The organism is Streptomyces sp. NPDC058284, from assembly GCF_042881135.1.
Taxonomy (GTDB): Bacteria; Actinomycetota; Actinomycetes; order Streptomycetales; family Streptomycetaceae; genus Streptomyces.
Genome location: NZ_JBHVYE010000038.1, coordinates 36,460 through 58,762, shown reverse-complemented (window position 1 = coordinate 58,762; position 22,303 = coordinate 36,460). Strand labels below are relative to the sequence as shown.

The window sequence follows — 22,303 nt, the reverse complement described above, 5'->3', positions numbered from 1 at the left end:
GCCCGCACCCTCCGGGGATGCGGGCCACGCGCGCGTAGCGGCGGAAACGCGTAAACGCATAGAGGCGGAAACCCTACGTCCACAGCACCGCGATGAAGATGTTCGCGATGGTCAGCAGGCCGACCGCGCCGAACACGCTCTTGTCGACCTTCTCCTCGTCCCGCTTCACATAGACCAGCGCGAGGATCACGATCAGCAGGCCCAGCTTGATGCCGATCTTGACGTTGTTGACCGGGTTGTCGTCCGCCTGGTTGAGGCCCACCAGGACCACACCGGTCAGGAGCATGACGAGCGCACCGTGCAGCATCGCGAAGTTGAAACGGGCGACACCCTGGCCCATCTGCTTCATCTGGGTCAGGAAACCACCCAGGAGCGAGGCGATGCCGATGATGTGCAGGCCGACGAAGAGATGGATGAGTAGGTCCATGAGGCCGGAGCCTAGCCGGGGCGTCCGGCGCTCCCGATAACCGCCCCCGTACCACTACTCCGCGACAGGCACACCGCAATCGAGCCATCGGTCACAGCCACACCCGAAGCGACAACTACCCCGCGAGCGACCCGGTCACGGGCGGTCACTGGGCCGCCCGCTTCCGCCACTTGCGCGCAATCCGTCACCAACCCGTGACGGTCAGGTTTAGCGTCCTTCCTCAGGTGACCGGCTCCCCAACGCCGTCCGGTCCGGGACGGCCGTCGGTCACCACCGCCGAGAAACCCGGCGGCGGCCTGCTCCCCCTGTGCGGGTCGCCGCCGGACACGTAAGGAGCCCCTCTTCGTGGCAGCGCACCGCAAGCCCAGACAGCGCTCGCTCAGCGGCAGCACAGTCCGTACCGCCGCCACCCTCGCCCTCGCGGGAGCCGCCTCGGCCACCGCCTTCGACGGCACGGGGCACGCGGACCCGCAGCTCAGCCCCTCCGAGGTGAAGTCCAAGGTCGACGCGCTCTACCGCCAGGCGGAGACGGCGACCGAGAAGTACAACGGCGCGAAGGAGAAGGCCGAAAAGGCCGAAAAATCGCTCGGCGAGCTGCGCGACGAGGCGGCCCGCACGACGGAGAAGCTCAACACCGCCCGCAACAGCCTCGGTTCGTACGCCGCCGCGCAGTACCGCGCAGGTGGCATCGACCCCTCCGTCCAACTCGTGCTCTCCTCCGACCCGGCCCAGTTCCTGGACCGCGCGTCACTCGCCGACCGGGCCGGCAGCCGGCAGGCCGTGGCCCTTCGCGACGTACGCGAACAGCTCCAGGAGCTGCGCCACCTGCGCGGCGAGGCCGACGACCGCCTGGCCGGCCTCCGCGCCCGCCAGGCGAAGCTGAGGAAGCACAAGAAGACGATCACCGGCAGGCTCGGCGAGGCCAAGCGGCTGCTTTCCCGGCTCACCGCCGACCAGCGCGCCGAACTCACGGACCTCGAGAACGACCCCGCAACCGCCCCCGCCACCGGCCGCGCCACCCGCTCGAGCACCCGCCACGCCCTTCTGGGCGCCTCTCCGGGCCCCTCCAAGGCACCCAACGCCCGTGCCGCCTCCGCGGTCTCCTACGCGTACAAGGCGATCGGCAGCCCGTACGTCTGGGGCGCCACGGGCCCGAACGCCTTCGACTGCTCCGGCCTCACCCAGGCCGCGTACCGCTCCGCGGGCGTCGCACTCCCGCGCACCACCTACGCCCAGATCGCCTCGGGCAAGCGCGTCTCCCGCTCCGAACTGCGCCCCGGCGACCTGGTGTTCTTCTACTCCGGCATCAGCCACGTCGGCCTCTACGTCGGCAACGGCCAGATGATCCACGCCCCCAACCCGAGCGCTCCGGTACGACTCGCGCCGATCGACCAGATGCCGTTCGCGGGAGCCACGCGCGTGGCATGAGCCTCCCACCGCCACCGCCACCGCCACCGCCACCGGCGACGGGTCCACGCAACCGGCCCCCGGCGATCAGGAAACACCGCCGCCAGTAATGTCACGCACATGCCTAGCCGTACGCTGCCTCCGCCCCCGCCACCCGTGTACCTACGCACCTGGCCGGACCGGCAGACGCTGCTCACCGACCGCGGCATGGCCCTCATGGAACTGCAGAGGCGGCACCTCGGCGTGGGACGTCTGCTGCTGTGGTGGCTGTGCGGTCTCGGCTGCGCCATCGGCTGGGCGCTGCTGATCCTGCCGTTCCGGATGCTCGCGGACGACGACGCCTCGGGCTTCCTCCTGGGCCCGGTACTCTCGGTCCTCGGCCTGGCGGTGCTGGCCCCCGCGGTGACCGGCGCCGTCCTCTCCATCCGCCACGACCGGCGCATCCGCCACCTCACCGACGCCTGGTTCACCCTGGACAGCCACCCGCTGTCCGACGCCCGGCTGCGCTCCCCCGGCCTCAGCCTCCTCTGGCTCCTGTCCTCCCTCGCGGTGTGCACGCTCGGCCTCTGGTCATCCTTCACGGCCGCCGCGTACGCCGAACCGGGCCGCGACACCTACGCCGACGTCGTCCTCGGCATGGGCGCCGGCCTCGTCCTGTGGCTGACGGGCCTGCTCGGCGCAGCGAAGGCCGTCGGCCACTACCGGTGGGCGCTGCGAAACCTGGGCCCGGCGGCGCCCAGGTCCACCGCCACACACCGCTAGGACCCTCCCCGGCCGACTGGCCGCGCGCCACGACGGGGCCGGTCAGACCAGCCGTCGCGCCGTCGCCCACCGCGTCAGCTCATGACGGTTGGACAACTGCAACTTCCTCAGCACCGCCGACACATGCGACTCCACCGTCTTCACGGAGATGAAGAGCTGCTTGGCGATCTCCTTGTAGGCATACCCGCGCGCGATGAGCCGCAGAACCTCCCGCTCGCGCTGGGTGAGGCGGTCCAGGTCCTCGTCGACCGGGGGCGCGTCGGTGGAGGCGAAGGCGTCCAGGACGAATCCGGCGAGACGCGGCGAGAACACCGCGTCGCCGTCCTGCACCCGGAAGATCGAGTCGACCAGGTCGGTGCCGGTGATGGTCTTGGTGACATAGCCGCGGGCGCCGCCCCGGATGACGCCGATGACGTCCTCGGCGGCGTCGGAGACCGAGAGCGCGAGGAAGCGCACCGGGTTCTCCGCTGCGGACATCAACGGCGCGCAGCGGCGCAGCACTTCCACGCCGCCGCCGCCCGGGAGGTGCACGTCCAGGAGGACGACCTCCGGCCGGGTGGCCGTGATGACCGTGACCGCCTGGTCGACGTCGGCGGCCTCGCCGACCACCTCGACGCCGGTGATGTCGGTACGGCCGATCTCGGCCTGCACTCCCGTACGGAACATCCGGTGGTCGTCGACCAGGACGACTCGCACACGACGCCCGTCCGCACCGCCGCCCTCGTCCGAACCGGTCGGCTCCATGGGCCCGTTCGCCCCGGTCGCGTCGCTCATGTCGTCGCCGTCCTCTCCATCTCCAGCTCGACTTCCGTACCGCCGCCCGGCACCATGCGCAGCCGCGCCGTGCCGCCGTTGCGCTGCATGCGGCCGATGATTGATTCTCGTACGCCCATGCGATCGTCCGGCACGGAGTCCAGATCGAAGCCGGGGCCGCGGTCCCGGACGGACACGAACACCGTCTCCCCCTCGACTTCGGCGAAGACCTGCACGGCACCGCCCTCGCCACCGTACTTGGCGGCGTTCACCATCGCTTCCCTCGCGGCCTGCATCTGTGCGGTCAGCCCCTCGTCGAGCGGGCAGTCGCCGACCACGACGACCTCGATGGGGACGCCGTGCTTGTCCTCGACCTCTGCGGCGCTGCGGCGGACCGCCTCGGCGAGGGTGTCGGGCTCCTCGTCCTCGTCCTTGCCGGTGCCCTCCGGTTTGTAGAGCCAGGCCCGCAGGTCGCGCTCCTGGGCGCGGGCGAGGCGGCGCACCTCGCCCGCGCTCTCCGCGTTGCGCTGGATCAGGGTCAGGGTGTGCAGTACGGAGTCGTGCACATGGGCGGCGACCTCGGCTCTCTCCTGGGCGCGGATGCGCATCAGCCGCTCCTCGGAGAGGTCCTGCATCATGCGGACGAGATAGGGGCCTGCGAGCAGCGCGACGCCGACGAGCACGGCGAGCGAGGCCTGCAGTACGGCACCCAGATGTGCGGCAGAGCCCTGGAGCACGAAGATGCCGGAGACCCCGGCGCCGACCAGAAGCACTCCGGCCGCCGACCGGGCGAGGGTCAGGATGCGTCTGCGGCGGCCGACGGCCATCCAACGGGCCCTGCGGGCATTGTCGGCCTGCCGCCAGACGAGGGCGACACCGGCGGCGACGAGCAGGGTCGGGATGACATAGGCCCTGGTCGAGCCGTCGAGGTCCACATTGCCGACGAAGACCATGGCGACGACGACCATCGCGAGGAGCGCGACGAGCTGTCCCTTGTCGGGCTTGCGGGCCACGAGTCTGCGGCGGCCGTCCGCCGAAGTCTCGCTCGTGACGGCCGCGGGCGGGCGATCGGCGTCCACGCCGCCGATACCGAGCGGGACGAAGAACCAGAACGCCGCATACAGCAGAGCGCCGAGGCCGTCGGCCGTGAACAGGCCGACGAAGATCAGCCTGACCCATACGACGGGCAGCCCGAGGTGCCCTGCCAGACCCCGCGCGACCCCGCCCAGCCAGCGTCCGTCACCGCTGCGGTAGAGCTTGCGCAGCGGTCGGGCGTCGTCGAGGGGCGCTGCGGCGGCTTCCGGCATGTCATCGATATTCACACGTGAGCACGGCGGTGAGCATCAGGGTCGATCCCCGAGACTTCCCTGATCTCAACCCCTGCGCCGGCCCTGTCAGGGGCGCGGCCCGAAAAGTCTCAGGGGCGATATCAGGGTTCGTCCAGGGTCCTCCCGACTGCCGCGGCGGGCCCTCGGCCGTCACCATGGACGCATGACAGATCAGCAGCCCGCCGAGACGGAGACCGAGGCCGCCCTCCGCGATGCCCTGCGCACCGCGCACGGCGAGCCGGGTGGTCCCGCGAGCAGTCGAGCGGGCAGTCACGCGGCGGACCTGCCCGCGGTGGAGCGGAAGTTCCGCCGCGACCGCCGGCAGAAGAAGATCGGCGGCGTGTGTGCCGGACTGGGCCGGCAGTGCGACATGGACCCGGTGATCTTCCGTATCGGCCTTGCCGTGCTCGCGATCACCAGCGGCCTCGGCCTGGTCTTCTACGGCTTCGCGTGGCTCTTCGTGCCGGACAAGGACGAGGAGGAGAACGAGGCGCGCAGGCTCCTCTCCGGCCGGGTCGACGGCCAGGCCCTGACCGCTGTGCTCTTCGCGCTCGTCGGCTGCGGCGTATTTCTCACTCTGTTGAAAAACGGCGGGGCGCTGACCTTCGCCGCCGTCCTCGCCCTGCTCCTCGCGGGCGCGGGGTACTGGTCGCAGCAGCGCGACACCCTCGAGACCGACCCGGTGGCGGCACAGGCGGCGGCGGACGCCCCGCCCGAGGCGAAGGCGCCACCTGTCGCCGGAAGCCCCTCGTGGTGGCGCGACCCCATAGTCAAGGACGGCACGCACGACGGAATGACCGGCTACTTCTGGGGCCCGGACACCCTCCCAGGCCTCGAGGTCCGGTACGGGGTGGCGGGCCACCGGGGCAGGCCCCGCAAAGCGACCGAGGCCGTCCCCGCTCCCCCGCCGAAGCCCCGCGGGCCACGGTGGATCGGCGGCTGGGTGTTCCTGTCCGCACTCCTCGCGGGCGGCCTCGGCACTGGCCTGACCTGGGAGGAGCAGCCGCTCGGCACGACGCTGCAGACCGGCCTCGCGTGCGCGCTGGCGGTGTTCGGCCTCGGGATCGCGATCAGCGCCTTCCTCGGGCGCACGGGCGCGGGATCGATCGTGCTCGCCCTGGTCACCGCCGGGCTGCTCGCGGGCTCGGCGGCCCTGCCGAAGAACATCACCACGCATTACGCCCGCACGGACTGGATACCGGCCGCGGCCACGGACGTCCAGCCTCGGTACGAGGTGGGGCTGGGCCGGGGCACGCTCGACCTGAGCAGGATCGAGATCGGCAGGGGCAGGACGTTGACGACCGGCGCCGAGGTCGGCGCGGGCGACCTGAGGGTGATCGTGCCGAAGGACGCCACGGTGCGGCTGAACGCGGAAGTGGGCGTCGGCGACATCGTGTTGCCGGACGACAAGAGCAAGGACCTGGACATCGCTCCGGGCCGCGAGAAGAAGGTGACGCTGCGGCCGCCCTCGGGCAGCAAGGACGGCGGAACAATCGATCTGCACCTCGAAGTCGGCATCGGACAAGCGAAGGTGACCCGTGCTACGTCATGAATTCCACCCCGGCAAGCTGGTGGCAGGCCTCTTCCTGCTGGCCGTCGCCGTCGTGTACGCGGGTGATGCGGGCGGTGCCTGGGACGCACCGTGGTTCGTCGCTCTGCCACTCGTGATGGCCGGCCTGTTTCTCGCGGGCGTGGCGGCGGCTGTCCACGGGATACGCCCGAGGGGCGCCGCCCGCGGGGGCGAGCGCGTCCGGGGCGCCAAGGCGTCGGGGGACTAGGACCCGGAGTCGCGGGCAGGGCCAGGGTCGGAGGTCCTTCCGCGGCGGGCGGCGAGCAGGGCGTCGACCGAGTAGACCGAGGCCCCGGCGAGCACCAGCGGCAGCCATGCCATCAAGTACGCCAGGTCGTTGCCGTAGTAGTAGGGCTCCTCGTGCCAGCTCATGGTCAGCCAGAGACTGAGGGAGATGAGCGCACCGCCGAGCGCGGCGACCCGGGCGAAGAGTCCGATCAGTGTGCCGATGCCGACGGCCAGTTCACCGAGGGCGATGGCGTAGCCGAAGCCGACGGGGCTCTTCAGGGCCAGGTCGACGAGGGAGGGGATGGCGGAGATGTCGCGGATGCCCTCCATTTGTGCGCCGATCGAGCCCGCGCCGCTCGCCTGCAGGAAGGTGCTGTCGGTGAGTTTGTCCAGGCCGGCGTAGATGAAGGTGATGCCCAGGAAGATCCGCAGGGGGAGCAGGGCGTAACGGGAGGCGGCAGCCCGCCACGTATCGCGCCTGAGGTGGCCGGTGGGGCCGACGTGGCTGATGTGACTGTTCGTCCGTATGCCGTGTGCCATGGCACTCCGCCTCTCGCGTTGTCCCGTCTCTGACGATACGTACGCGGCAGAGTCGCTGCTCATCGGCGGGAGGCGCGTTCCACACCATCGATCCGAAAAGCCAGGGGGAGTTCTGATGTGTGTTGAGGCAGGACAGGAAAGGCGAGGTCAGGGCAGGGTCGATGGGCCGGTGGGTCAGTCCGTGACGTCGATGGTGACGCGGTTCGTCTCCACGCCCGCGGCTGTGACGACCTGGACGTCGACGCGGCCGGGTTCGACGTCGACTGGGACGGGGACGGTCAGCACCGCGTCGCTCGGGTTGGCGAAGCCGCCGGGCACGGGGACGAGTGGCACGTGGACGTGGACGGTGCCGATGCGGACGACGGTGCGGGCGAGCCGGTCCGCTTCCCCGGCGCCCGGCGGTACGAATCCCGCGCCGCGGATCTCGATGTCGTCGCCCGTGCGGATGGGGGCGTCGAGGTCGCCCGCCTCCCGGGCGCGGACGACGGAGAGGATCACGGGACGGCCGCCCTCGGCGTACTTCCCGGCCAGGTATGTCGCGGCCGAGACCAGCACGAGTACGGCGAGGCCCCACGGCAGGTCGGGCAGCTGCCCGGGGCGCCGGGCGAGGCGTACGGCGGCGAAGACCATGGCGACGGCGCTGACCAGGACGTACTGCGTGTCGGTGAAGCTGCCGCGGCCCGCGTCGTCGGTGAGCGGGTCGGCGGCCCGCGGCCGGTCCGCGCGCACCTTCTGCAGGCGCTGGCCGAGCACCCGCAGACTGACGATCCTGCGCACCAGGACGGCCACCGCGCACGCCACGGCGAGGACGGTCACCGTTCCGGCGGCGCGGGCGAGTTCCAGGCCGGCGACCAGTTCGTCGCGGTCCCGATGCCCCGAGGCGGCGGCAAGTTCGCCCGCGAGGACGAGGACCGCGAAGACGACGAAGAGCACCCAGCAGGCGGCCACGGCACGCGAGGTCGAGAGCCGGTTGTCCTCGCCGATCACCGGTGCGAGGACACCGCCGCGGGCCCGGTGCGCGTACGCCGCGCACGTCAGCAGCCCGCCCGTCAGCAGGGCCGCCAAGAGCCCGGCCGTGCGGGCGGACGTCCAGCCGGAGCCGATCGCGGTGAGCGCCTGGACCAGGAGCAGGACCGCGAAGAAGCCCCAGACCACGCCGAGTGTGCGCGTCCACAGCCGCCGCAGCCAGGCCTCGCCCTCGGCCCTGGAGCGCTCGGCGACGTCGCGTGCGGACTGTGTGAGCTCGTCCGAGACCCACTGCCGTGAGGCGCCCGCCGAGTGGGCGACGGCCGCGGGCAGTCCCTGGCCGGCCGCGTACTCGTCCCGCTTGGCGACGAACACGGCCACGGCGCGCCGGTGCCCCTCGCGCGCGCCGTGCGGACAGCCGCCGCACGTGCAGCCGCCCCCGTGCGCGCCCTGCCCCGCCTCCTGCACCGCCACCGTGTACGCCGCCTTCCCCACCCGCGAAGCCCTCGGGGCTCCTCACGAACTTCCTTGCAGAGAAGGGGAATTGTGCCGTACTGAAGGGCGAACGAATCGCCGGGGTCAGGTCAGCGGGGGTGAAAGGCCGGGGCCTGCGTTGACGTCCGGGTCAGGCCAGCAGATCCGGCTCGCTGCGGCTGATGTCCTGCCACAGCGACTGGTAGTTGATCCACGCCACCAGGTCGCTGCCGAGTTGCTCGCGGGTCTGCACCGCCTGCTTGTGGCCGATCAGCACGGGCCGTCCGGCGGCCCGTGCGCTCAGCTGGACCTGGCAGGAGCGTTCCATGGAGATGAACCACCAGGCGGCGGCGTCGACGGAGTCCCCGACCGTGAGCAGACCGTGGTTGCGCAGGACGACCGCCTTGTGACCGCCGAGCGCGGACGCGATCCTGCGGCCCTCTTCCGCGTCCACGACGACGCCCGTGTAGCCGTCGTACAGCGCGTGGCTCTCGTAGAAGGCGCAGGCCTCCTGCGTGATGGGGTCCAGGAGTTCGCCGAGCGTGGAGAGCGCGCGGCCGTGCAGCGAGTGGCAGTGCGCGACGGCGACCACGTCGGGCCGCGCCAGATGAGCCTGGGCGTGGACGGTGAAAGCGGCCTGGTTGACGTGGTGGCGCCCCTCGACCACCTGCCCTTCGGCATTGGCGAGGACGAGGTCGCCGACGGTGACGTGCTTGAAGGGCATGCCGAAGGGGTTCACCCAGAAGCAGTCGGTGTACTCGGGGTCGCGCGCGGTGATGTGGCCGGAGACGCCGTCCTCATAACCGAGCCTGCCGAAGATCCGCAGCGCCCCGGCGAGCCGCTCCTTGCGGTGCCGGCGTTCGTCCGCCACGGAATCGTGGACGGGCGGCATCGCGAACTGCAACCGCTCGACGGGTATCGGTGTGGGCGCCTGCATGTGTCCTCCATCCCTGGCTGTACGAGGCGGAAGGTACCGGTGGTGCGTACAGGAGAACAGGGGGGCGGCTCACGCAAAGGCGACAGGGGATGTCGGGTATCGGCGCCACACTCGGCGCATGACGTTCAACACCCGGAGCACGACGTTCAACTGGGCCGCGTTCACCGCGGCGGAGCCGGACCTCGCCGAGACAGTGGAGCAGCGCTTCGCCGCGTTCACCCATCATGTCCTCGCGACGCTCCGCAAGGACGGTTCCGCGCGCACCACCGGGATCGAAGTCCGGTTCCGCGCCGGGGGGTTGTGGTTCGGGATGATGCCGAACTCCTTCAAGGCGCTCGACCTGCGCCGCGACCCGCGGTTCGCGCTGCAGGCGAATCCGGGGCCCGGCGCGGAGATGGCGGGCGGCGACGTCCGGATCGCGGGCCGCGCGATCGAGGTGCGGGACCGGGAGACCGTCGCGCGCTACGTGGAGGCGGTGAATCCGCCGGACCCGGACGCGTTCCACCTCTTCCGTACGGAACTGACGGAGGTGGTCCGCACGTACATCGAGGACGGGACGTACCTGGCGGTGCGGTTGTGGAAGCCGGGCATGCCGTCGCGTGTCACCAGGCGGAGCTGACAGGGTGGGCAAGCGGACGGCGCCGCCCACAGGTCTGTGGACGGCGCCGGCTCAAGCGTGCGGGGAGGCGGTCACTCCCACTCGATGGTGCCCGGCGGCTTCGACGTCACGTCGAGCACCACGCGGTTCACGTCGGCGACCTCGTTGGTGATGCGCGTCGAGATCTTCGCGAGGACGTCGTACGGCATGCGGGTCCAGTCGGCCGTCATGGCGTCCTCGGACGAGACGGGGCGCAGAACGATGGGGTGGCCGTAGGTGCGGCCGTCGCCCTGGACGCCGACGCTGCGGACGTCGGCGAGCAGCACGACAGGGCACTGCCAGATGTCCCGGTCGAGACCGGCCGCCGTCAGCTCCTCACGGGCGATGGCGTCGGCCTCGCGCAGCAGGTCGAGGCGGTCCTTGGTGACCTCGCCGACGATGCGGATGCCGAGGCCGGGGCCGGGGAACGGCTGGCGCTGGACGATCTCTTCCGGCAGGCCGAGCTCGGCGCCGACCATCCGGACCTCGTCCTTGAACAGCTTGCGCAGCGGCTCGATGAGCTGGAACTCGAGGTCCTCGGGGAGTCCGCCCACATTGTGGTGCGACTTGATGTTGGCGGTGCCGGAGCCGCCGCCGGACTCGACCACGTCGGGGTAGAGCGTGCCCTGCACCAGGAACTCCACCGGCTGGTCGCCGGGGGCCTCGGCGATGATCTCCGCCTGGGCCTGCTCGAAGACGCGGATGAACTCGCGCCCGATGATCTTCCGCTTCTCCTCGGGGTCGGAGACCCCGGCGAGCGCGGCGAGGAACCGCTCCTGGGCGTCGACGACCTTCAGCTGGACACCGGTCGCGGCGACGAAGTCCTTCTCGACCTGCTCGGTCTCGTCCTTGCGCATCAGGCCGTGGTCGACGTAGACACAGGTCAGCTGCGAGCCGATGGCCTTCTGGACGAGGGCAGCGGCGACGGCGGAGTCCACGCCGCCGGACAGGCCGCAGATCGCACGCTTGGTGCCGACCTGCTCGCGGATCACGGCGACCTGCTCGTCGATGACGTTGCCGGTCGTCCAGTTCGGCGTGAGGCCGGCGCCGCGGTAGAGGAAGTGCTCGAGGACCTGCTGGCCGTGCGTGGAGTGCATCACCTCGGGGTGGTACTGCACGCCGTACAGCTTCTTCTCGTCGTCCTCGAAGGCCGCGACCGGCACGACGTCCGTGGACGCCGTGACCGTGAAGCCCTCGGGCGCCGCGCTGCACGCGTCGCCGTGCGACATCCACACGGACTGCTCGGTCGGGGTGCCCTCGAAGAGGGTGGACCCGGCCTTGGAGACGGCCAGCGGCGTGCGGCCGTACTCCCGGGCGCCGGTGTTGTCGACGGTGCCGCCGAGGGTCGTCGCCATCAGCTGGAAGCCGTAGCACATGCCGAAGACGGGGACGCCGGCCTCGAAGAGCTGGCGGTCGACGGTGGGCGCGTTCTCCGCGTACACCGACGAGGGGCCGCCGGACAGGATGATCGCCGCGGGCTTCTTGGCGAGCATCTCGGAGACGGGCATCGTGCCCGGCACGATCTCGCTGTAGACGCGGGCCTCACGGACGCGACGGGCGATGAGCTGGGCGTACTGCGCTCCGAAGTCGACGACCAGAACGGTGTCGGGAGCGGCGGCAGCGGGGGGCGCTGATGGCACGGCGGCGGCCTTCCGGCGTTGAGCTTGAGCGGTGCGTGAGCAGAGGCTCGTGCGTGAGCAGGGGGTCTGTGTTTGTCGATTCTACCGGGCGCGGCAGGACCGTCCTCGTCGTATCCGACAGGCCCCGTGCCCGTGCGGCGGCGCCGGGGCGGGGCCTGGACGTCCGTCTCAGCATGCGAGCCGTACGAGAGCGGGATTGACCCGGCGTACGCGGTTGGGTCCATACTGGTCCCGTGACCAAGCACCTCAGCTTCCTCTTTACCTATGGCAACCGGCCCACCGGCTGCCATGGTCGAGCTGCTTGATCCACTGACAAGCGACTTACCGGGCGCCCCGGGCCGACAAGGCCCGGGGCGCTCTGTCGTACGCGGGACTTGCCGCTCCGGGGCACCACGGTCACCACGGACCACAAGGAGCCCCGCATGACTGCCACCACCACCCCCGCCCCCACCGCGCCCGCCGCTGCCGCTGCCGCCGACAAGACCGGTGCCCGCACCCCCGAGGCCGCGGGCGTCATCGAGAACGCAAGGGAACGGATCGACGCGCTCGACGACCGGATCATCGGCCTCGTCCAGGAACGCATGGCCGTCTCGGCCGTCATCCAGGAGGCGCGGATCACCTCCGGCGGCCGCCGTGTGAACCTCTCCCGCGAGATGGAGGTTCTCGGCCACTACAGCGACGCGCTCGGCAAGCCCGGCACGACGCTCGCGATGACGCTCCTCGAGCTGTGCCGGGGCCGCGTCTGAGCGCCGCCGTGAGGGCGGCGGGTGCCTGCGGAACTGAGTTCGGATCCGTTCTCACCCGTACGGCGCGTGACCGGTTCCGGGCGGGCTTCGTTGGTCCCGGTGTCCGTGTCAGCCAGGGGCGGGCCCGCAAGAACCACGCGTGGCTCCGCTGGAGCGATGAGGCGTGCGGATCATGCCGTGCGCCGTGGGACCTCGCTCCAGTGATTGTGACCGGACGGCAGGGGACAGCAGCCCGGTCACCCAAGAGAACGGTCGGCTCCGGGGACGCCTGGAGCCGGCCGGCCTCAGTCCCGTAATCCGCACCCTTTACCCCTGTGGGTGTGGCCGAAACAGGTGCGGTCGAAATGGTTGCGCCGCCGTCAGCACTTCCAGCACGATGCGTAGAGGGCGGGCCCAAGCCCTCCGTCCACCGTTCCATTGCCAATGGTCGATACCACGCGAGCGCCCCCAGTGCGCCGGGTCGGCCACCGGCACCTCGACCAAGCGGCGCACTCCCCCCGGCGCCGCCCCGAGGCACCGACGCGGCCCTGACGTCGGTGCCGCAAGCCAAGGGCCCCGCGGTTCCGTCCCGCGGGGCCCTTCGCTCTGCCTCTGACCGGTTCTGCGCGCCTACTGGTTCTGTGCTCTTACTGGTTCTGTGCTCTTACCGGTCCTGCGCTCTCACCGGTCCTGCGCTCTCACTGGTTCTGCGCTCTCACTGGTCGTGCCTTCTCCGGCGTTCTGCCGCTACAGGCTCTTCAACTTGTCCACCTGCGCCTCGACGATCTTCTTGGGCACGCCGAACTTCTTCGGCTGGAGCAGGTTGATCGAGTAGAAGGCCGCGAGCGTCGAGCCGCTGCGTACGACGGTGAAGCTCATCGGCGTCTTCTGCCCCTCGATGAGGCCCACCACCTTGTACGAGACGCTTTCGTCGCCCGCCTCCGGGGTGGGCAGGGCGGCGACGTCGCGGTACTTGGAGTCGGCGTGCTCGTAGGCGGTGCACTTCTTCGTGGCCGTCCGCAAGCCTTCCATGATCTTCTCGGCGTCGTCCTGGCCGTGTGCCATCAGGGCGAGGGAGACGACCATGGCGTCCAGTTCATCGGCGTCGGTCAGGGTCCGGCCGACGCGGGACTTCGCCGCCGGTTCGGTGGCGAACATGAACATGTCAGCCAATGACTGGCAGGCGGCCGGGTCCGCGGGCACGGGCTCCGACGGCATCTCCGCCGCGGAGATCTTCTCGAACTTGTAGCCCTTGATGTCGTCCTTGGAGAGCACCGCCTTCTCCAGGGCGGCAGCGGACAGGGCGGGCGCCTTCTTCTCGGCCGGCGCCTGTGCGGACTTGGAGGGTTCCGACGACTTGTCGCCGTCGCCGCCGTTCCCGCCGCCGCACGCTGCGGTCAGACCCAGCGCGGCCGCGACGGACGCGGCCACGACGGCCCGAGACACAGTTGACTTCACGTTTCCTACCTTCAGATGCCACCGCGCGGACGACGGCCCGCGCCGAGGCGATATGAAAGCGGCTGAGTCACGGCTGCCACCAGCGTTTTCCGTAACGATCGGAAACCGCTGGAAAGGTTGTACGCGGCGCGTGTGACTTAGGCCGTCCCGCGCCCGAGCTTGGCGAGCTGGGCGTCGATGATCTTCGGGGCCACCTTCGGGTCCTCGTCCGCCGTGGGCGTTCCGGTGCCTTCCATGCCGTCCTTCGCGGCGTCCTTGTCGCTCTGGACGCCCTCGGGGTCGTACAGGTTCGACGCGTCGAAGACCACGAGCGTCGAACCTCTGCGCACGACCGTGACGCTCTCCCGCGTGACGTAGTCGCCCTTGCGGTGGGCGGCCTTGTACGAGACGGCCTCGTCGCCCTTGTCCGGCGCGGGCAGTGACCTGACGCCGGTGTAGCGGTCGTCGCCGACGCGGAAGCCGGCGCACTTCTTCGCCTTGACCGCCGCGCGCAGGTCGGCCATGGCGTGCACGGCGTCGGCTTCGGCGTAGCCCGACAGGTCGACCGCGGTTGTCGTCGACCCCTTGCCCCCGGCGAGGGTCAGGGTGCGGCTGACGTGGGCCTTCGGCGCGGTCTTCGCCGAGGCGCCGGTGCCGGTGCCGGTGCCGGTGCCCGTTCCCGCGCCGGCACGGAGCGGGGCGGCCACCGGGCCGCACTCCGCTGGTGACGGCTTCGCGGCGGGCGGCGCGTCGGCCCCAGGGCCCGACCCCTCACGCCCGCCCTGCTCGCCCTGCCCGCCCTGCTCGCCCCGCGCGCCCGACTCGCCCTGCGCGTCCGGCTTCTCCACCTCATAGCCCTTGACGTCACCCGCCGCGAGGGCCGCCTTCTCCAGCTTCGAGGCTCCGGCACCCGCACCCGCACCCGCACCCGCACCGGCATGCGGCTTCGTCGGCTTCTTGTCGGCGCCGTCGCTGCCACCGCAGGCGGCGCTCGCACCGAGGGCGGCCACGATCGAGACGGCCACCACGGCACGCGACACAGCTGCCTTCACGTTCTGTTCCCCCGCTTGCTCTTGCGCTTGCTGTTCCTGCCCATGGGGCTACCGAGTTCTACGACGGGAGAAGATCAGTTCTGGTTCCGCGGCGGCGGGGTGCGCCTCGCGACCGGAGCTCACCAGCCCCAGAGCCAGAAGCGGAACGGGCTGAGCAGGACGATCGCGAGGGCCATGCCGCCGATGACGATCACCACGCTCCACACCCGGCGACTGCGCTCGGACCTGGCGCTGCGGCGCGGGCCCGTCGGCGCCGACCGCCAGTCGTCCGGGCTCCACCGCGCGGACTCGGCCTCGCGCCTCGCGCGCCTGCGGCGCAACCGCCCGGCCTGCTCGACCTGTTGGCGCGCGGCCTCCTCGTCGAGGCGCCGGAGCCTTTCGGCCACCATGCGCGCCCGCGCGGACGGCTCCTTCGGCGCGGACGAGCGGATCTCCCGCTCGCTGTCGTTCTCGAATCTCTTCCACACCTCGTCGGGTATGGCCACGCTGTCCCCTCCCCTGGATCTGCCTGGGTCTACTCGGATCTGCCTGGGTCTACACGCGTCCATTTCACTGCGTGCTCATGCCACCTGAGCGGGGCAGTTCTACGGCACCCCGCCACGGCGGCACAAGCGATGTGAGTCACGCCACATAAGCGTGCTGTGAGATCGAGACAACCATTCACAGGGACCACAGGTCATGCATGCGTAACAACGGCCACACCCGCGTCCCCACCGCGGAGGCCTCCACCTCCGTACTGCCGCCCAGGGCAGTGCGCCGGACTTCCTGAGGTCTTCATGAAGCTTCGTCGTGCCGTGGCCGCCGCGGCTGCTACGGCTGCCATCGCCCCGGCCGCACTGCTCTCCGCTCCGACCGCTTTCGCGACCGAGGGCACCGTTCCCGCTCCGCCCGCGGTGACCGCGGACACCGCGAAGACTCCGGAGGCTCCGGAGACGCCGACCGGCACGCCCACCCCACCCGCGACGGTCCCGTCGCCGGGTGCTCCGACTCCGTCCAAGTCGACGCCGGGCCCGGTCTCGCAGCACGAGGAGCCCACGAAGGCGGGCAAGACCCCCGAGATCCCCAAGGGTGCCGACGCCCCCGAGGACCCGGCGGACGAGCCCGACGAGCCCCTTCCGGCCGACTGCCCGACCAACAGGGACGGTGTGGACGCGAACTCGGTGCTTGAGGTCGATCTGGTCGGGCTGCCCAAGAAGCTCGTCCCGGGAAGCGGCTGGCACCGGTTCGAGCTGACCGCCGCCAACCCCACCGATGATCCGCTCGGTGAGGTCAGGTGGACCGCGTTCGTGAACAACTTCCCCGGGAGCAAGGACAAGAAGGACGCGCTGCGGACCTACGCGGACCTGCAGTTCCGCGACCCCGAGACCGACGAGTGGACGACGATCGACAGCAAGCTCAACGACGGCCTCGCCTACGGCACCACCGAGCTCGACGCCGAGGACGAGGCCACCATCGAGCTGCGGGTCAGGATCGGCGCCAAGGCTCCGCTCGGCAAGGGCTACGCGTTCGGCCGCGCCAAGTACGTCGACGCCGTGGACGACTGCGTACACAGCTCGGACAAGTACCACCCACTCACGATCGCCAAGGCGGGCGGTGACCACGAGAGCCCGGCCACGCCGACGGCCACGCCCACGCCGAGCCCGTCCAGGACGCCCGCCGCGGTGAAGAAGCAGCAGGGCGGCGCCCAGGACACCCCGGTCGCCGACGGCAGCCTCGCCGAGACCGGCGCCGGTTCGATGCTGCCGACCGTCGGCCTCGTCGGTGGTGTCGCCGTCGTCGCCGGTGCGGGCGTGATGTTCGCGGTGCGGCGCCGCAAGACCGACTCCGCCGTCTGAGTCCGCACGGCACCCGATCACACGTAAGGACCTGCGCTCGGAGGGGGGCGCAGGTCCTTACGTGTATCCGGGGGCGGGCGGCGCCGCGGGCTACTTCCTGGGCGGCACCGCGGGCTACTTCCTGGGCGGCACCGCCGGCATCCCCAGGAACGGCAGCTTCAGCGCGCCGAAGGCGTCCGCGGGGACCGCCGGGGTCTTCGGCTCGACGGCCGCCACCCGTACGTACCGCAGGCCCTGCGCCGGACGCGGGTCCTCGCCGCCCTTGTTGGGCCAGAACGACATCGCGCGCTCGGCCTGCGCGGTGATCGTCAGGGACGGGTTGACGCCCAGGTTGGCGGAGACCGCGGCGCCGTCGACGACCGAGATCCCGGGGTGGCCGTAGAGCCGGTGGTAGGGGTCGATGACGCCGGTCTCCGCCGAGTCGCCGATGGGGCAGCCGCCGAGGAAGTGCGCGGTCAGCGGGGTGCCCATGAGCTCGCCGATGTTCGAACCGGGGAAGCCGTTGATCTCCTGGGCGAGGAGGGTCGCCGCGCGCGTGGCCTCGGGAATCTGGTCGGGGTTGGGCGCGCCGTGGCCCTGGCGGGCGGTGAGCAGGCCCTTTCCGAGCCCCTTCTCCTTGCGGTACGTGGTCAGGGAGTTGTCGAGCGACTGCATGACGAGGCCGATGATGGACCGCTCCGACCAGCGCCGGTTGGAGAGCGAGCGCACGGCGAGGAGCGGGTGGCGCGCCATGTTGCCGAGCCAGCCGCCGACGCGGTGCTTGCCGCCCTTGAGGCTGTACGGGACCTGGAGCAGCGTCAGGCTGCCCATCGCGTTGGACTTCTTGCCGTAGCGGACGGGCTCGATGTGCGTGTTGGCGTCCGGGTGGATCGACGAGGTGATCGCGACGCCCTGGGTGAAGTCGGCCTTCGCAGCGCCGTGGCGCTTGCGGTAGCGGCGGTCGGTGGTCTGGGCGCCCACCAGAGCCTCGGAGTTGGTGCGGGTGAGTGTGCCGAGCCGCTTCGAGATCCGCGGGAGCAGGCCGGAGTCCTTCATGCGGTGCAGGAGGGTCTGGGTGCCGTACGTGCCTGCGGCGATGACGACCTTGCGGGCCTTGAACGTCCGGCCCCGGCCCTTCCGCTTGTCGTCGGTGGGCAGCGTCGCGACGGCGAAGCCGCCCCGCGAGTCCTCGGTGACGGCGACGACCGACGTCATCGGGTGGACGACCGCGCCGGCCTTCTCCGCGAGGTACAGGTAGTTCTCGTTGAGGGTGTTCTTCGCGCCGTGCCGGCAGCCGGTCATGCACTCGCCGCACTCGGTGCAGGCCCTGCGGGACGGGCCCGCGCCGCCGAAGTAGGGGTCGGGAACTTCCTGGCCCGGCCCGGCCGTTGTACGACCGTCCGCGTCCTTCGCGTCACCGAAGAAGACGCCGACGGGTGCCATGTGGAAGCTGTCGCCGACCCCCATCGCCTGGGCGGTGGCCTTCAGGTGGACGTCCGAGGGCGTCGTCGTCGGGTTGAGCCGCACCCCGAGCATGCGCTTGGCCTGCTCGTAGTAGGGGCGCAGCTCGTCCTGCCAGTCCGTGATGTCCTTCCACTGCGGATCGTTGAAGAACGGCGCGGGCGGTACGTAGAGGGTGTTGGCGTAGTTCAGCGAGCCGCCGCCGACCCCGGCGCCCGCGAGGACCATCACGTTGCCGAGCAGGTGGATGCGCTGGATGCCGAAGAGGCCGAGCGCGGGCGCCCAGAGGTAGTTCTTGATGTCCCAGGAGTTCTTGGGCAGCGTCGCGCGCGTGAAGCGGCGGCCCGCTTCCAGGACGCCGACGCGGTAGCCCTTCTCCGTGAGGCGCAGCGCGGAGACGGCACCGCCGAAGCCGCTGCCTACGACGATGACGTCGTAGTCGTACGCGTCGTCGGACACGTCGGCGCCCTGGTTCTGGGCAGAGCTCTCCTGTGACATTGACTCTCCTCATATGAAAACGCGCGGGCCGATGGTGGCTGAGCGCGCAGCTCCCCACGCCCCTTACGGGACGCTGCTAGCGCAGCCGGAACGCCTTCATGACCTTCAGGCTCGTGTTCATGAACGCCGCGTACTTCTCGTCGTCCAGGCCGAAGGACGGCGCCAGCGGCATGACGCGCTGGGTGGCGACGGTCTGCGCCTCGGTGAACTTGAGGATGCCCTCGGAGCCGTGCCGTCGGCCGAGGCCGGAGTCCTTCATGCCGCCCATCGGGGACTGCACGCTGCCGTAGGCGGGCGCGAACCCTTCGTTGACGTTGACCGTGCCGGTGCGCAGGCGGGCCGCGACCTGGCGGCCACGCTTCGCGTCCTTCGTCCAGACCGAGGAATTGAGGCCGTACGGGGTGGCGTTGGCGAGCTCGACCGCCTCGTTCTCGTCGGTGAAGCGGTAGAGGGAGACGACGGGGCCGAAGGTCTCCTCGGTGCAGACCGACATCGGGGCCTCGACGCCGTCCAGGATGGTCGGCTCGAAGAAGTAGGGGCCGATGTCCGGGCGCGCGACGCCGCCCGCGACCAGCGTGGCGCCCTTGGCGACGGCCTCCTCGACGTGCCGGGTCACGGTCTCCAGCTGCCGTTCGCCGACGAGGGAGCCCATGTCGGCGCCGTACGCGAGGGACGTGCCGAGGCGCATCGCCCTCGTCCGCTCCGCGAAGCGCTCCACGAAGCGGTCGGCTATGGACTCGTGGACGTACAGCCGCTCGATGGAGATGCACAGCTGGCCCGCGGACGAGAAGCAGGCGCGCACCGCGCCCGCGGCGGCCTTGTCGATGTCGGCGTCGTGCAGCACCAGCATGGCGTTCTTGCCGCCGAGTTCGAGGGAGACGCCGACCAGGCGGGCCGCGGCGCCCTGGGCGACCTCGCGGCCCGTGCGGGTGGAGCCGGTGAAGGAGACGTAGTCGGCGCGGCTGACGAGCTCGGGGCCGACGACCGGGCCCTCGCCGAGGACGACCTGGAAGACCTCGGACGGCAGGCCCGCCTCGATGATCAGGTCGCGGGCCCACAGGGCGGTGAGGCAGGTCTCCGTGTCGGGCTTCATCACCAGGGCGTTGCCCGCGACGAGGGCGGGCAGGGCGTCGCCGATGGACAGCTCGAAGGGGTAGTTCCAGGGGGCTATCTGCCCGACGACACCGCGCGGCTGGCGGTTCTCGGTGACCTTGGTGAGGACCGGGACGACGCCGGTGTGCCGCTTGGGGCTCAGGTACGCGGGGGCCTTGCGGCCGTAGTGCCGGGCGGCGACCGCGACGGCCTGCACCTCCTCGTGGGCGTGCAGGCGGGCCTTGCCGGTCTCCAGCTGGATCAGGTCGAGGACCTCGGCCTGGCGCTGGAGCACCAGGTCGTGGAAGCGCAGGAGGACGGCGGCGCGCTGCTTCACCGGGGTCCTCGCCCAGGCGGTCTGCGCGGTGCGGGCCCGCTCGAAGGCGGTGGCGACGTCCTCGGGGGTGGACTCGGGCAGGTCGGCCAGCTTCTCGCCGGTGAGCGGCGTGTGGTTGGCCGTCCGCCCCGAACCGATGACGTCACGGGTGAGCTGGGCGATCAGCTCGGGCGTGACCACGTCGGCGGCGGTGCGCGCGCCTGCGGGGGCCGGGGCGGTCGGGTTCGTTCCGAGGGGCGCTGCGGTGGCCTGCGAGTCCGTCATGCTCGTGAGAGTAGGCCTACGTCAGGGATTTGGGTACCCATCGGTAACGGGGTTCACGGGTCACTCACACGACGCCAGCGATTGCTGGCGTCAAAGCCGCTGATCAGGGCGTTGTCGCGGGCCGCGCCCCTCGGCGCACGTTTTTGGGACACCGTGCGGAACCCGGTCTCAGAGCTTGTCGGGCGCCAGCTCCGCGACCGCCGTCCTCGCGACCTCGCGACCGCGGGCCGTGAAGTCGCCCTTGCCCGGATAGCTGATGACCATCTTGTACATGTCACCGCTCCTGGTCCGGTAGTAGAAGGCCTTGAGCTCGCGGGGCCGCGGGTTCTGGCTGTCGGTCGTGGAGTACGTGACGGTGTTCTCAGCCGCCTTCTCCCCGCGGAACTTGGTCTCCTCCGGCGCGGTCCTGGGAGCGGGATCGGAGGCCATGCCGAGGTTGTAGTCGCCGGACTCCTTGAAGTCGGCGTCGTCGTCGTACATCTGCGCCGCCGCGGTCCCGGCGATCTCACCTTCGTCCTCGGCCTTCTTGCTGAGGGCGAGGCTGATCGTGATGCTGCCGCTCGGGTCGGTGTAGGCGACCCAGTGCGCCTTGGCCGTCGAGTTGTCGTCCTCGGACTTCTCGTACCCCTTGGGCGCGGAGACGGTCGCCGCCAGCTCCTTCACGTCGTGCTTCTGCCAGCCCTCCGTGTCGTCCGAGCCCCCGAAGGGGTTCAGGGCCACCAGGACGCCCGCCGCCACCGCGGCGACGACCACACCCGCGACGGCGGCGAGCGCCTTGCGGCTCAGGAAGATCCCCTTGCCGCGGCCGCCGTCGCCGTCGCCGTCGTTCGTAACGGTGACGACCTGGGTGGGCGCCGGCTGCGGTGGCCGCGCCGCCTCCTCCAGGAGCGCGCGCACCTGCGCCGCGTTCGGGCGCTGCGCCGGGTCCTTGACCAGCAGCCGGTTGATCGCCTCCGCGAGCGGGCCCGAGGCGGAGGCAGGTGCGGCGGGCGTCGCGTTGAGCACCGACTGGAGCGTCGCCGGGGTGTTGTTGCGGCGGAACGGCGAGACGCCCTCGGTCGCCGCGTACAGAACGACGCCCAGCGACCAGAGGTCGGAGGCCGGACCGGGGCGTCGGCCAAGCACCCGCTCCGGGGCGATGAATTCGGGCGAGCCGACAAAGCCGCCCGTGTCCGTCAGGTTGGTCTCGCCCTCGATCTGGGCGATGCCGAAGTCGGTGAGGACGACGCGGTCGTACCGGCCCAGCATGACGTTGTCCGGCTTCACGTCACGGTGCAGGATGCCCGCCTGGTGCGCGGCGTCCAGGGCGTTCAGGACGTCGAGACCGACGCGCGCGGCCTCGCGGGCGTCCAACGTGCCCTCCTGCAGCGCGGCGCCGAGCGAGCGCCCCCGGACCAGCTCCATCACGATCCACGGCTGACCGTCCTCCACCGCCACGTCATGGACGTTCACCACGGCCGGGTGGTCGAGGCGGGCCGCGGCCCGTGCCTCGCGGCGCATCCGCTCGAAGACGTTGGCCCGCTCGCGCTCCGGGAGGTGGTCGGGGACGCGCGGCTCCTTCACCGCGACCTCGCGGTCCACCGTCTCGTCCTTGGCGCGCCACACCGTTCCCATGCCGCCGTGGCCGAGCTTGGCCAGCAGCCGGTAGCGGCCCGCGATGCGCCGGCCCGCGCCCGGCTCGGCCCCGGCCGCCTGGTCCGGCACGGCCTGGGTGGGCCCGGGGGCGGACGTCTGCTGGGGCGGCTGCTCCTGGTGGGCGGGCTGCTGCGGCTGCGCGTACGGGTTGTCGGGGAGAGCCCCGGCACGGTGGCCCGACTGCCCCGGTACACCCGGCTGTTGCGGTGGCTGAAGGCCGAAACTGGTGGGTTCGTACGGCCCGTAGGAGGCTCCCCCGTCATTACTCATGCCCCCATGAGTACCGTGCCGGGCACCTCGGTATCCAGCCAGGCCCCCC

General features: G+C 71.1%; 20 protein-coding genes. 7 read left to right on the top strand and 13 right to left on the bottom strand.

The window, feature by feature from the left end:
* Positions 1-73: 73 nt before the first annotated feature.
* Positions 74-427, bottom strand: a complete 354-nt coding sequence (locus ACFVYR_RS34530; protein ID WP_384250279.1) for a hypothetical protein — start codon at positions 425-427, stop codon at positions 74-76.
* A gap of 345 nt (positions 428-772) precedes the next feature.
* On the opposite strand from ACFVYR_RS34530, the gene ACFVYR_RS34525 reads away from it, so the two are divergent.
* Together ACFVYR_RS34525 and ACFVYR_RS34520 are read left to right on the top strand one after the other, a co-directional pair.
* Positions 773-1,855 (top strand): NlpC/P60 family protein, encoded by a 1,083-nt coding sequence (locus ACFVYR_RS34525; protein WP_384250281.1) that lies wholly within the window; start codon positions 773-775, stop codon positions 1,853-1,855.
* Positions 1,856-1,954: 99 nt separating this feature from the next.
* Positions 1,955-2,596, top strand: a complete 642-nt coding sequence (locus ACFVYR_RS34520) for a hypothetical protein (protein WP_384250284.1) — start codon at positions 1,955-1,957, stop codon at positions 2,594-2,596.
* Positions 2,597-2,638: 42 nt separating this feature from the next.
* On the opposite strand, the gene ACFVYR_RS34515 is transcribed toward ACFVYR_RS34520, so the two are convergent.
* On the bottom strand, positions 2,639-3,370 hold the full coding sequence (locus ACFVYR_RS34515; protein ID WP_384250286.1) for a LuxR C-terminal-related transcriptional regulator: 732 nt from the start codon (positions 3,368-3,370) through the stop codon (positions 2,639-2,641).
* On the bottom strand, positions 3,367-4,656 hold the full coding sequence (locus ACFVYR_RS34510; protein ID WP_384250288.1) for a PspC domain-containing protein: 1,290 nt from the start codon (positions 4,654-4,656) through the stop codon (positions 3,367-3,369). Before ACFVYR_RS34510 ends, ACFVYR_RS34515 begins: the two co-directional genes overlap by 4 nt.
* A 184-nt stretch (positions 4,657-4,840) precedes the next feature.
* Here ACFVYR_RS34510 and ACFVYR_RS34505 point away from each other — a divergent pair, with 184 nt between their 5' ends.
* Together ACFVYR_RS34505 and ACFVYR_RS34500 are read left to right on the top strand one after the other, a co-directional pair.
* Positions 4,841-6,229 (top strand): PspC domain-containing protein, encoded by a 1,389-nt coding sequence (locus ACFVYR_RS34505; protein WP_384250293.1) that lies wholly within the window; start codon positions 4,841-4,843, stop codon positions 6,227-6,229.
* Positions 6,216-6,455 carry a hypothetical protein gene (locus ACFVYR_RS34500; protein WP_384250296.1) on the top strand — a complete coding sequence of 80 codons (240 nt, stop codon included), beginning with the start codon at positions 6,216-6,218 and terminating at the stop codon, positions 6,453-6,455. Before ACFVYR_RS34505 ends, ACFVYR_RS34500 begins: the two co-directional genes overlap by 14 nt.
* Here the strand turns inward: ACFVYR_RS34500 and ACFVYR_RS34495 are convergent.
* The 3 genes from ACFVYR_RS34495 to ACFVYR_RS34485 form a co-directional block, all read right to left on the bottom strand.
* Positions 6,452-7,015, bottom strand: coding sequence for a DoxX family protein (locus ACFVYR_RS34495; protein ID WP_384250298.1), 564 nt, complete (start codon positions 7,013-7,015; stop codon positions 6,452-6,454). The genes ACFVYR_RS34500 and ACFVYR_RS34495 overlap by 4 nt on opposite strands.
* Before the next feature lie 174 nt (positions 7,016-7,189).
* The gene (locus ACFVYR_RS34490) at positions 7,190-8,455 is read right to left on the bottom strand and encodes a hypothetical protein (RefSeq protein ID WP_384250742.1); all 1,266 of its coding nucleotides are present in this window, start codon (positions 8,453-8,455) and stop codon (positions 7,190-7,192) included.
* Between the two features lie 151 nt (positions 8,456-8,606).
* Positions 8,607-9,392: a class II aldolase/adducin family protein gene (locus ACFVYR_RS34485; protein ID WP_384250300.1), complete on the bottom strand. Its 786-nt coding sequence runs from the start codon at positions 9,390-9,392 to the stop codon at positions 8,607-8,609.
* A gap of 118 nt (positions 9,393-9,510) precedes the next feature.
* On the opposite strand from ACFVYR_RS34485, the gene ACFVYR_RS34480 reads away from it, so the two are divergent.
* The gene (locus tag ACFVYR_RS34480; protein ID WP_384250303.1) at positions 9,511-10,011 is read left to right on the top strand and encodes a pyridoxamine 5'-phosphate oxidase family protein; all 501 of its coding nucleotides are present in this window, start codon (positions 9,511-9,513) and stop codon (positions 10,009-10,011) included.
* A gap of 71 nt (positions 10,012-10,082) precedes the next feature.
* Here the strand turns inward: ACFVYR_RS34480 and guaA are convergent, their stop codons facing one another.
* Entirely contained in the window at positions 10,083-11,669 is a 1,587-nt protein-coding gene (gene guaA, locus ACFVYR_RS34475) for a glutamine-hydrolyzing GMP synthase (protein WP_384250305.1), read from the bottom strand.
* Positions 11,670-12,091: 422 nt separating this feature from the next.
* Between guaA and ACFVYR_RS34470 the strand changes: the two genes are divergently transcribed.
* Positions 12,092-12,415 (top strand): chorismate mutase, encoded by a 324-nt coding sequence (locus ACFVYR_RS34470; protein WP_384250307.1) that lies wholly within the window; start codon positions 12,092-12,094, stop codon positions 12,413-12,415.
* Positions 12,416-13,141: 726 nt separating this feature from the next.
* On the opposite strand, the gene ACFVYR_RS34465 is transcribed toward ACFVYR_RS34470, so the two are convergent.
* The 3 genes from ACFVYR_RS34465 to ACFVYR_RS34455 form a co-directional block, all read right to left on the bottom strand.
* Positions 13,142-13,852, bottom strand: coding sequence for a hypothetical protein (locus tag ACFVYR_RS34465; protein ID WP_384250310.1), 711 nt, complete (start codon positions 13,850-13,852; stop codon positions 13,142-13,144).
* A 137-nt stretch (positions 13,853-13,989) separates the two neighbouring features.
* Positions 13,990-14,883 (bottom strand): hypothetical protein, encoded by an 894-nt coding sequence (locus ACFVYR_RS34460; RefSeq protein ID WP_384250312.1) that lies wholly within the window; start codon positions 14,881-14,883, stop codon positions 13,990-13,992.
* Positions 14,884-15,002: 119 nt separating this feature from the next.
* Positions 15,003-15,368 carry a hypothetical protein gene (locus ACFVYR_RS34455; RefSeq protein WP_384250314.1) on the bottom strand — a complete coding sequence of 122 codons (366 nt, stop codon included), beginning with the start codon at positions 15,366-15,368 and terminating at the stop codon, positions 15,003-15,005.
* A 291-nt stretch (positions 15,369-15,659) separates the two neighbouring features.
* On the opposite strand from ACFVYR_RS34455, the gene ACFVYR_RS34450 reads away from it, so the two are divergent.
* The gene (locus ACFVYR_RS34450; RefSeq protein ID WP_384250316.1) at positions 15,660-16,718 is read left to right on the top strand and encodes a hypothetical protein; all 1,059 of its coding nucleotides are present in this window, start codon (positions 15,660-15,662) and stop codon (positions 16,716-16,718) included.
* A gap of 114 nt (positions 16,719-16,832) precedes the next feature.
* Here the strand turns inward: ACFVYR_RS34450 and ACFVYR_RS34445 are convergent, their stop codons facing one another.
* The 3 genes from ACFVYR_RS34445 to ACFVYR_RS34435 all read right to left on the bottom strand — a co-directional run bounded on the left by ACFVYR_RS34445 (position 16,833) and on the right by ACFVYR_RS34435 (position 22,254).
* On the bottom strand, positions 16,833-18,656 hold the full coding sequence (locus ACFVYR_RS34445; RefSeq protein ID WP_384250318.1) for a GMC oxidoreductase: 1,824 nt from the start codon (positions 18,654-18,656) through the stop codon (positions 16,833-16,835).
* A gap of 76 nt (positions 18,657-18,732) precedes the next feature.
* The gene (locus tag ACFVYR_RS34440; protein WP_384250320.1) at positions 18,733-20,349 is read right to left on the bottom strand and encodes a succinic semialdehyde dehydrogenase; all 1,617 of its coding nucleotides are present in this window, start codon (positions 20,347-20,349) and stop codon (positions 18,733-18,735) included.
* 168 nt (positions 20,350-20,517) lie between these two features.
* A complete protein-coding gene (locus tag ACFVYR_RS34435; RefSeq protein WP_384250322.1) occupies positions 20,518-22,254 on the bottom strand; it encodes a protein kinase in 1,737 nt (578 codons plus the stop codon).
* Positions 22,255-22,303 lie beyond the last annotated feature (49 nt).

Coding starts and splice junctions, on each gene's coding strand:
- ACFVYR_RS34515 (WP_384250286.1), bottom strand. CDS start 3,370: ATGAGCGACGCGACCGGGGCGAACGGGCCCATGGAGCCGACCGGTTCG.
- ACFVYR_RS34505 (WP_384250293.1), top strand. CDS start 4,841: ATGACAGATCAGCAGCCCGCCGAGACGGAGACCGAGGCCGCCCTCCGC.
- ACFVYR_RS34450 (WP_384250316.1), top strand. CDS start 15,660: ATGAAGCTTCGTCGTGCCGTGGCCGCCGCGGCTGCTACGGCTGCCATC.
- ACFVYR_RS34470 (WP_384250307.1), top strand. CDS start 12,092: ATGACTGCCACCACCACCCCCGCCCCCACCGCGCCCGCCGCTGCCGCT.
- ACFVYR_RS34445 (WP_384250318.1), bottom strand. CDS start 18,656: ATGTCACAGGAGAGCTCTGCCCAGAACCAGGGCGCCGACGTGTCCGAC.
- ACFVYR_RS34520 (WP_384250284.1), top strand. CDS start 1,955: ATGCCTAGCCGTACGCTGCCTCCGCCCCCGCCACCCGTGTACCTACGC.
- ACFVYR_RS34530 (WP_384250279.1), bottom strand. CDS start 427: ATGGACCTACTCATCCATCTCTTCGTCGGCCTGCACATCATCGGCATC.
- ACFVYR_RS34480 (WP_384250303.1), top strand. CDS start 9,511: ATGACGTTCAACACCCGGAGCACGACGTTCAACTGGGCCGCGTTCACC.
- ACFVYR_RS34495 (WP_384250298.1), bottom strand. CDS start 7,015: ATGGCACACGGCATACGGACGAACAGTCACATCAGCCACGTCGGCCCC.
- ACFVYR_RS34485 (WP_384250300.1), bottom strand. CDS start 9,392: ATGCAGGCGCCCACACCGATACCCGTCGAGCGGTTGCAGTTCGCGATG.
- ACFVYR_RS34510 (WP_384250288.1), bottom strand. CDS start 4,656: ATGCCGGAAGCCGCCGCAGCGCCCCTCGACGACGCCCGACCGCTGCGC.
- ACFVYR_RS34440 (WP_384250320.1), bottom strand. CDS start 20,349: ATGACGGACTCGCAGGCCACCGCAGCGCCCCTCGGAACGAACCCGACC.
- ACFVYR_RS34435 (WP_384250322.1), bottom strand. CDS start 22,254: ATGAGTAATGACGGGGGAGCCTCCTACGGGCCGTACGAACCCACCAGT.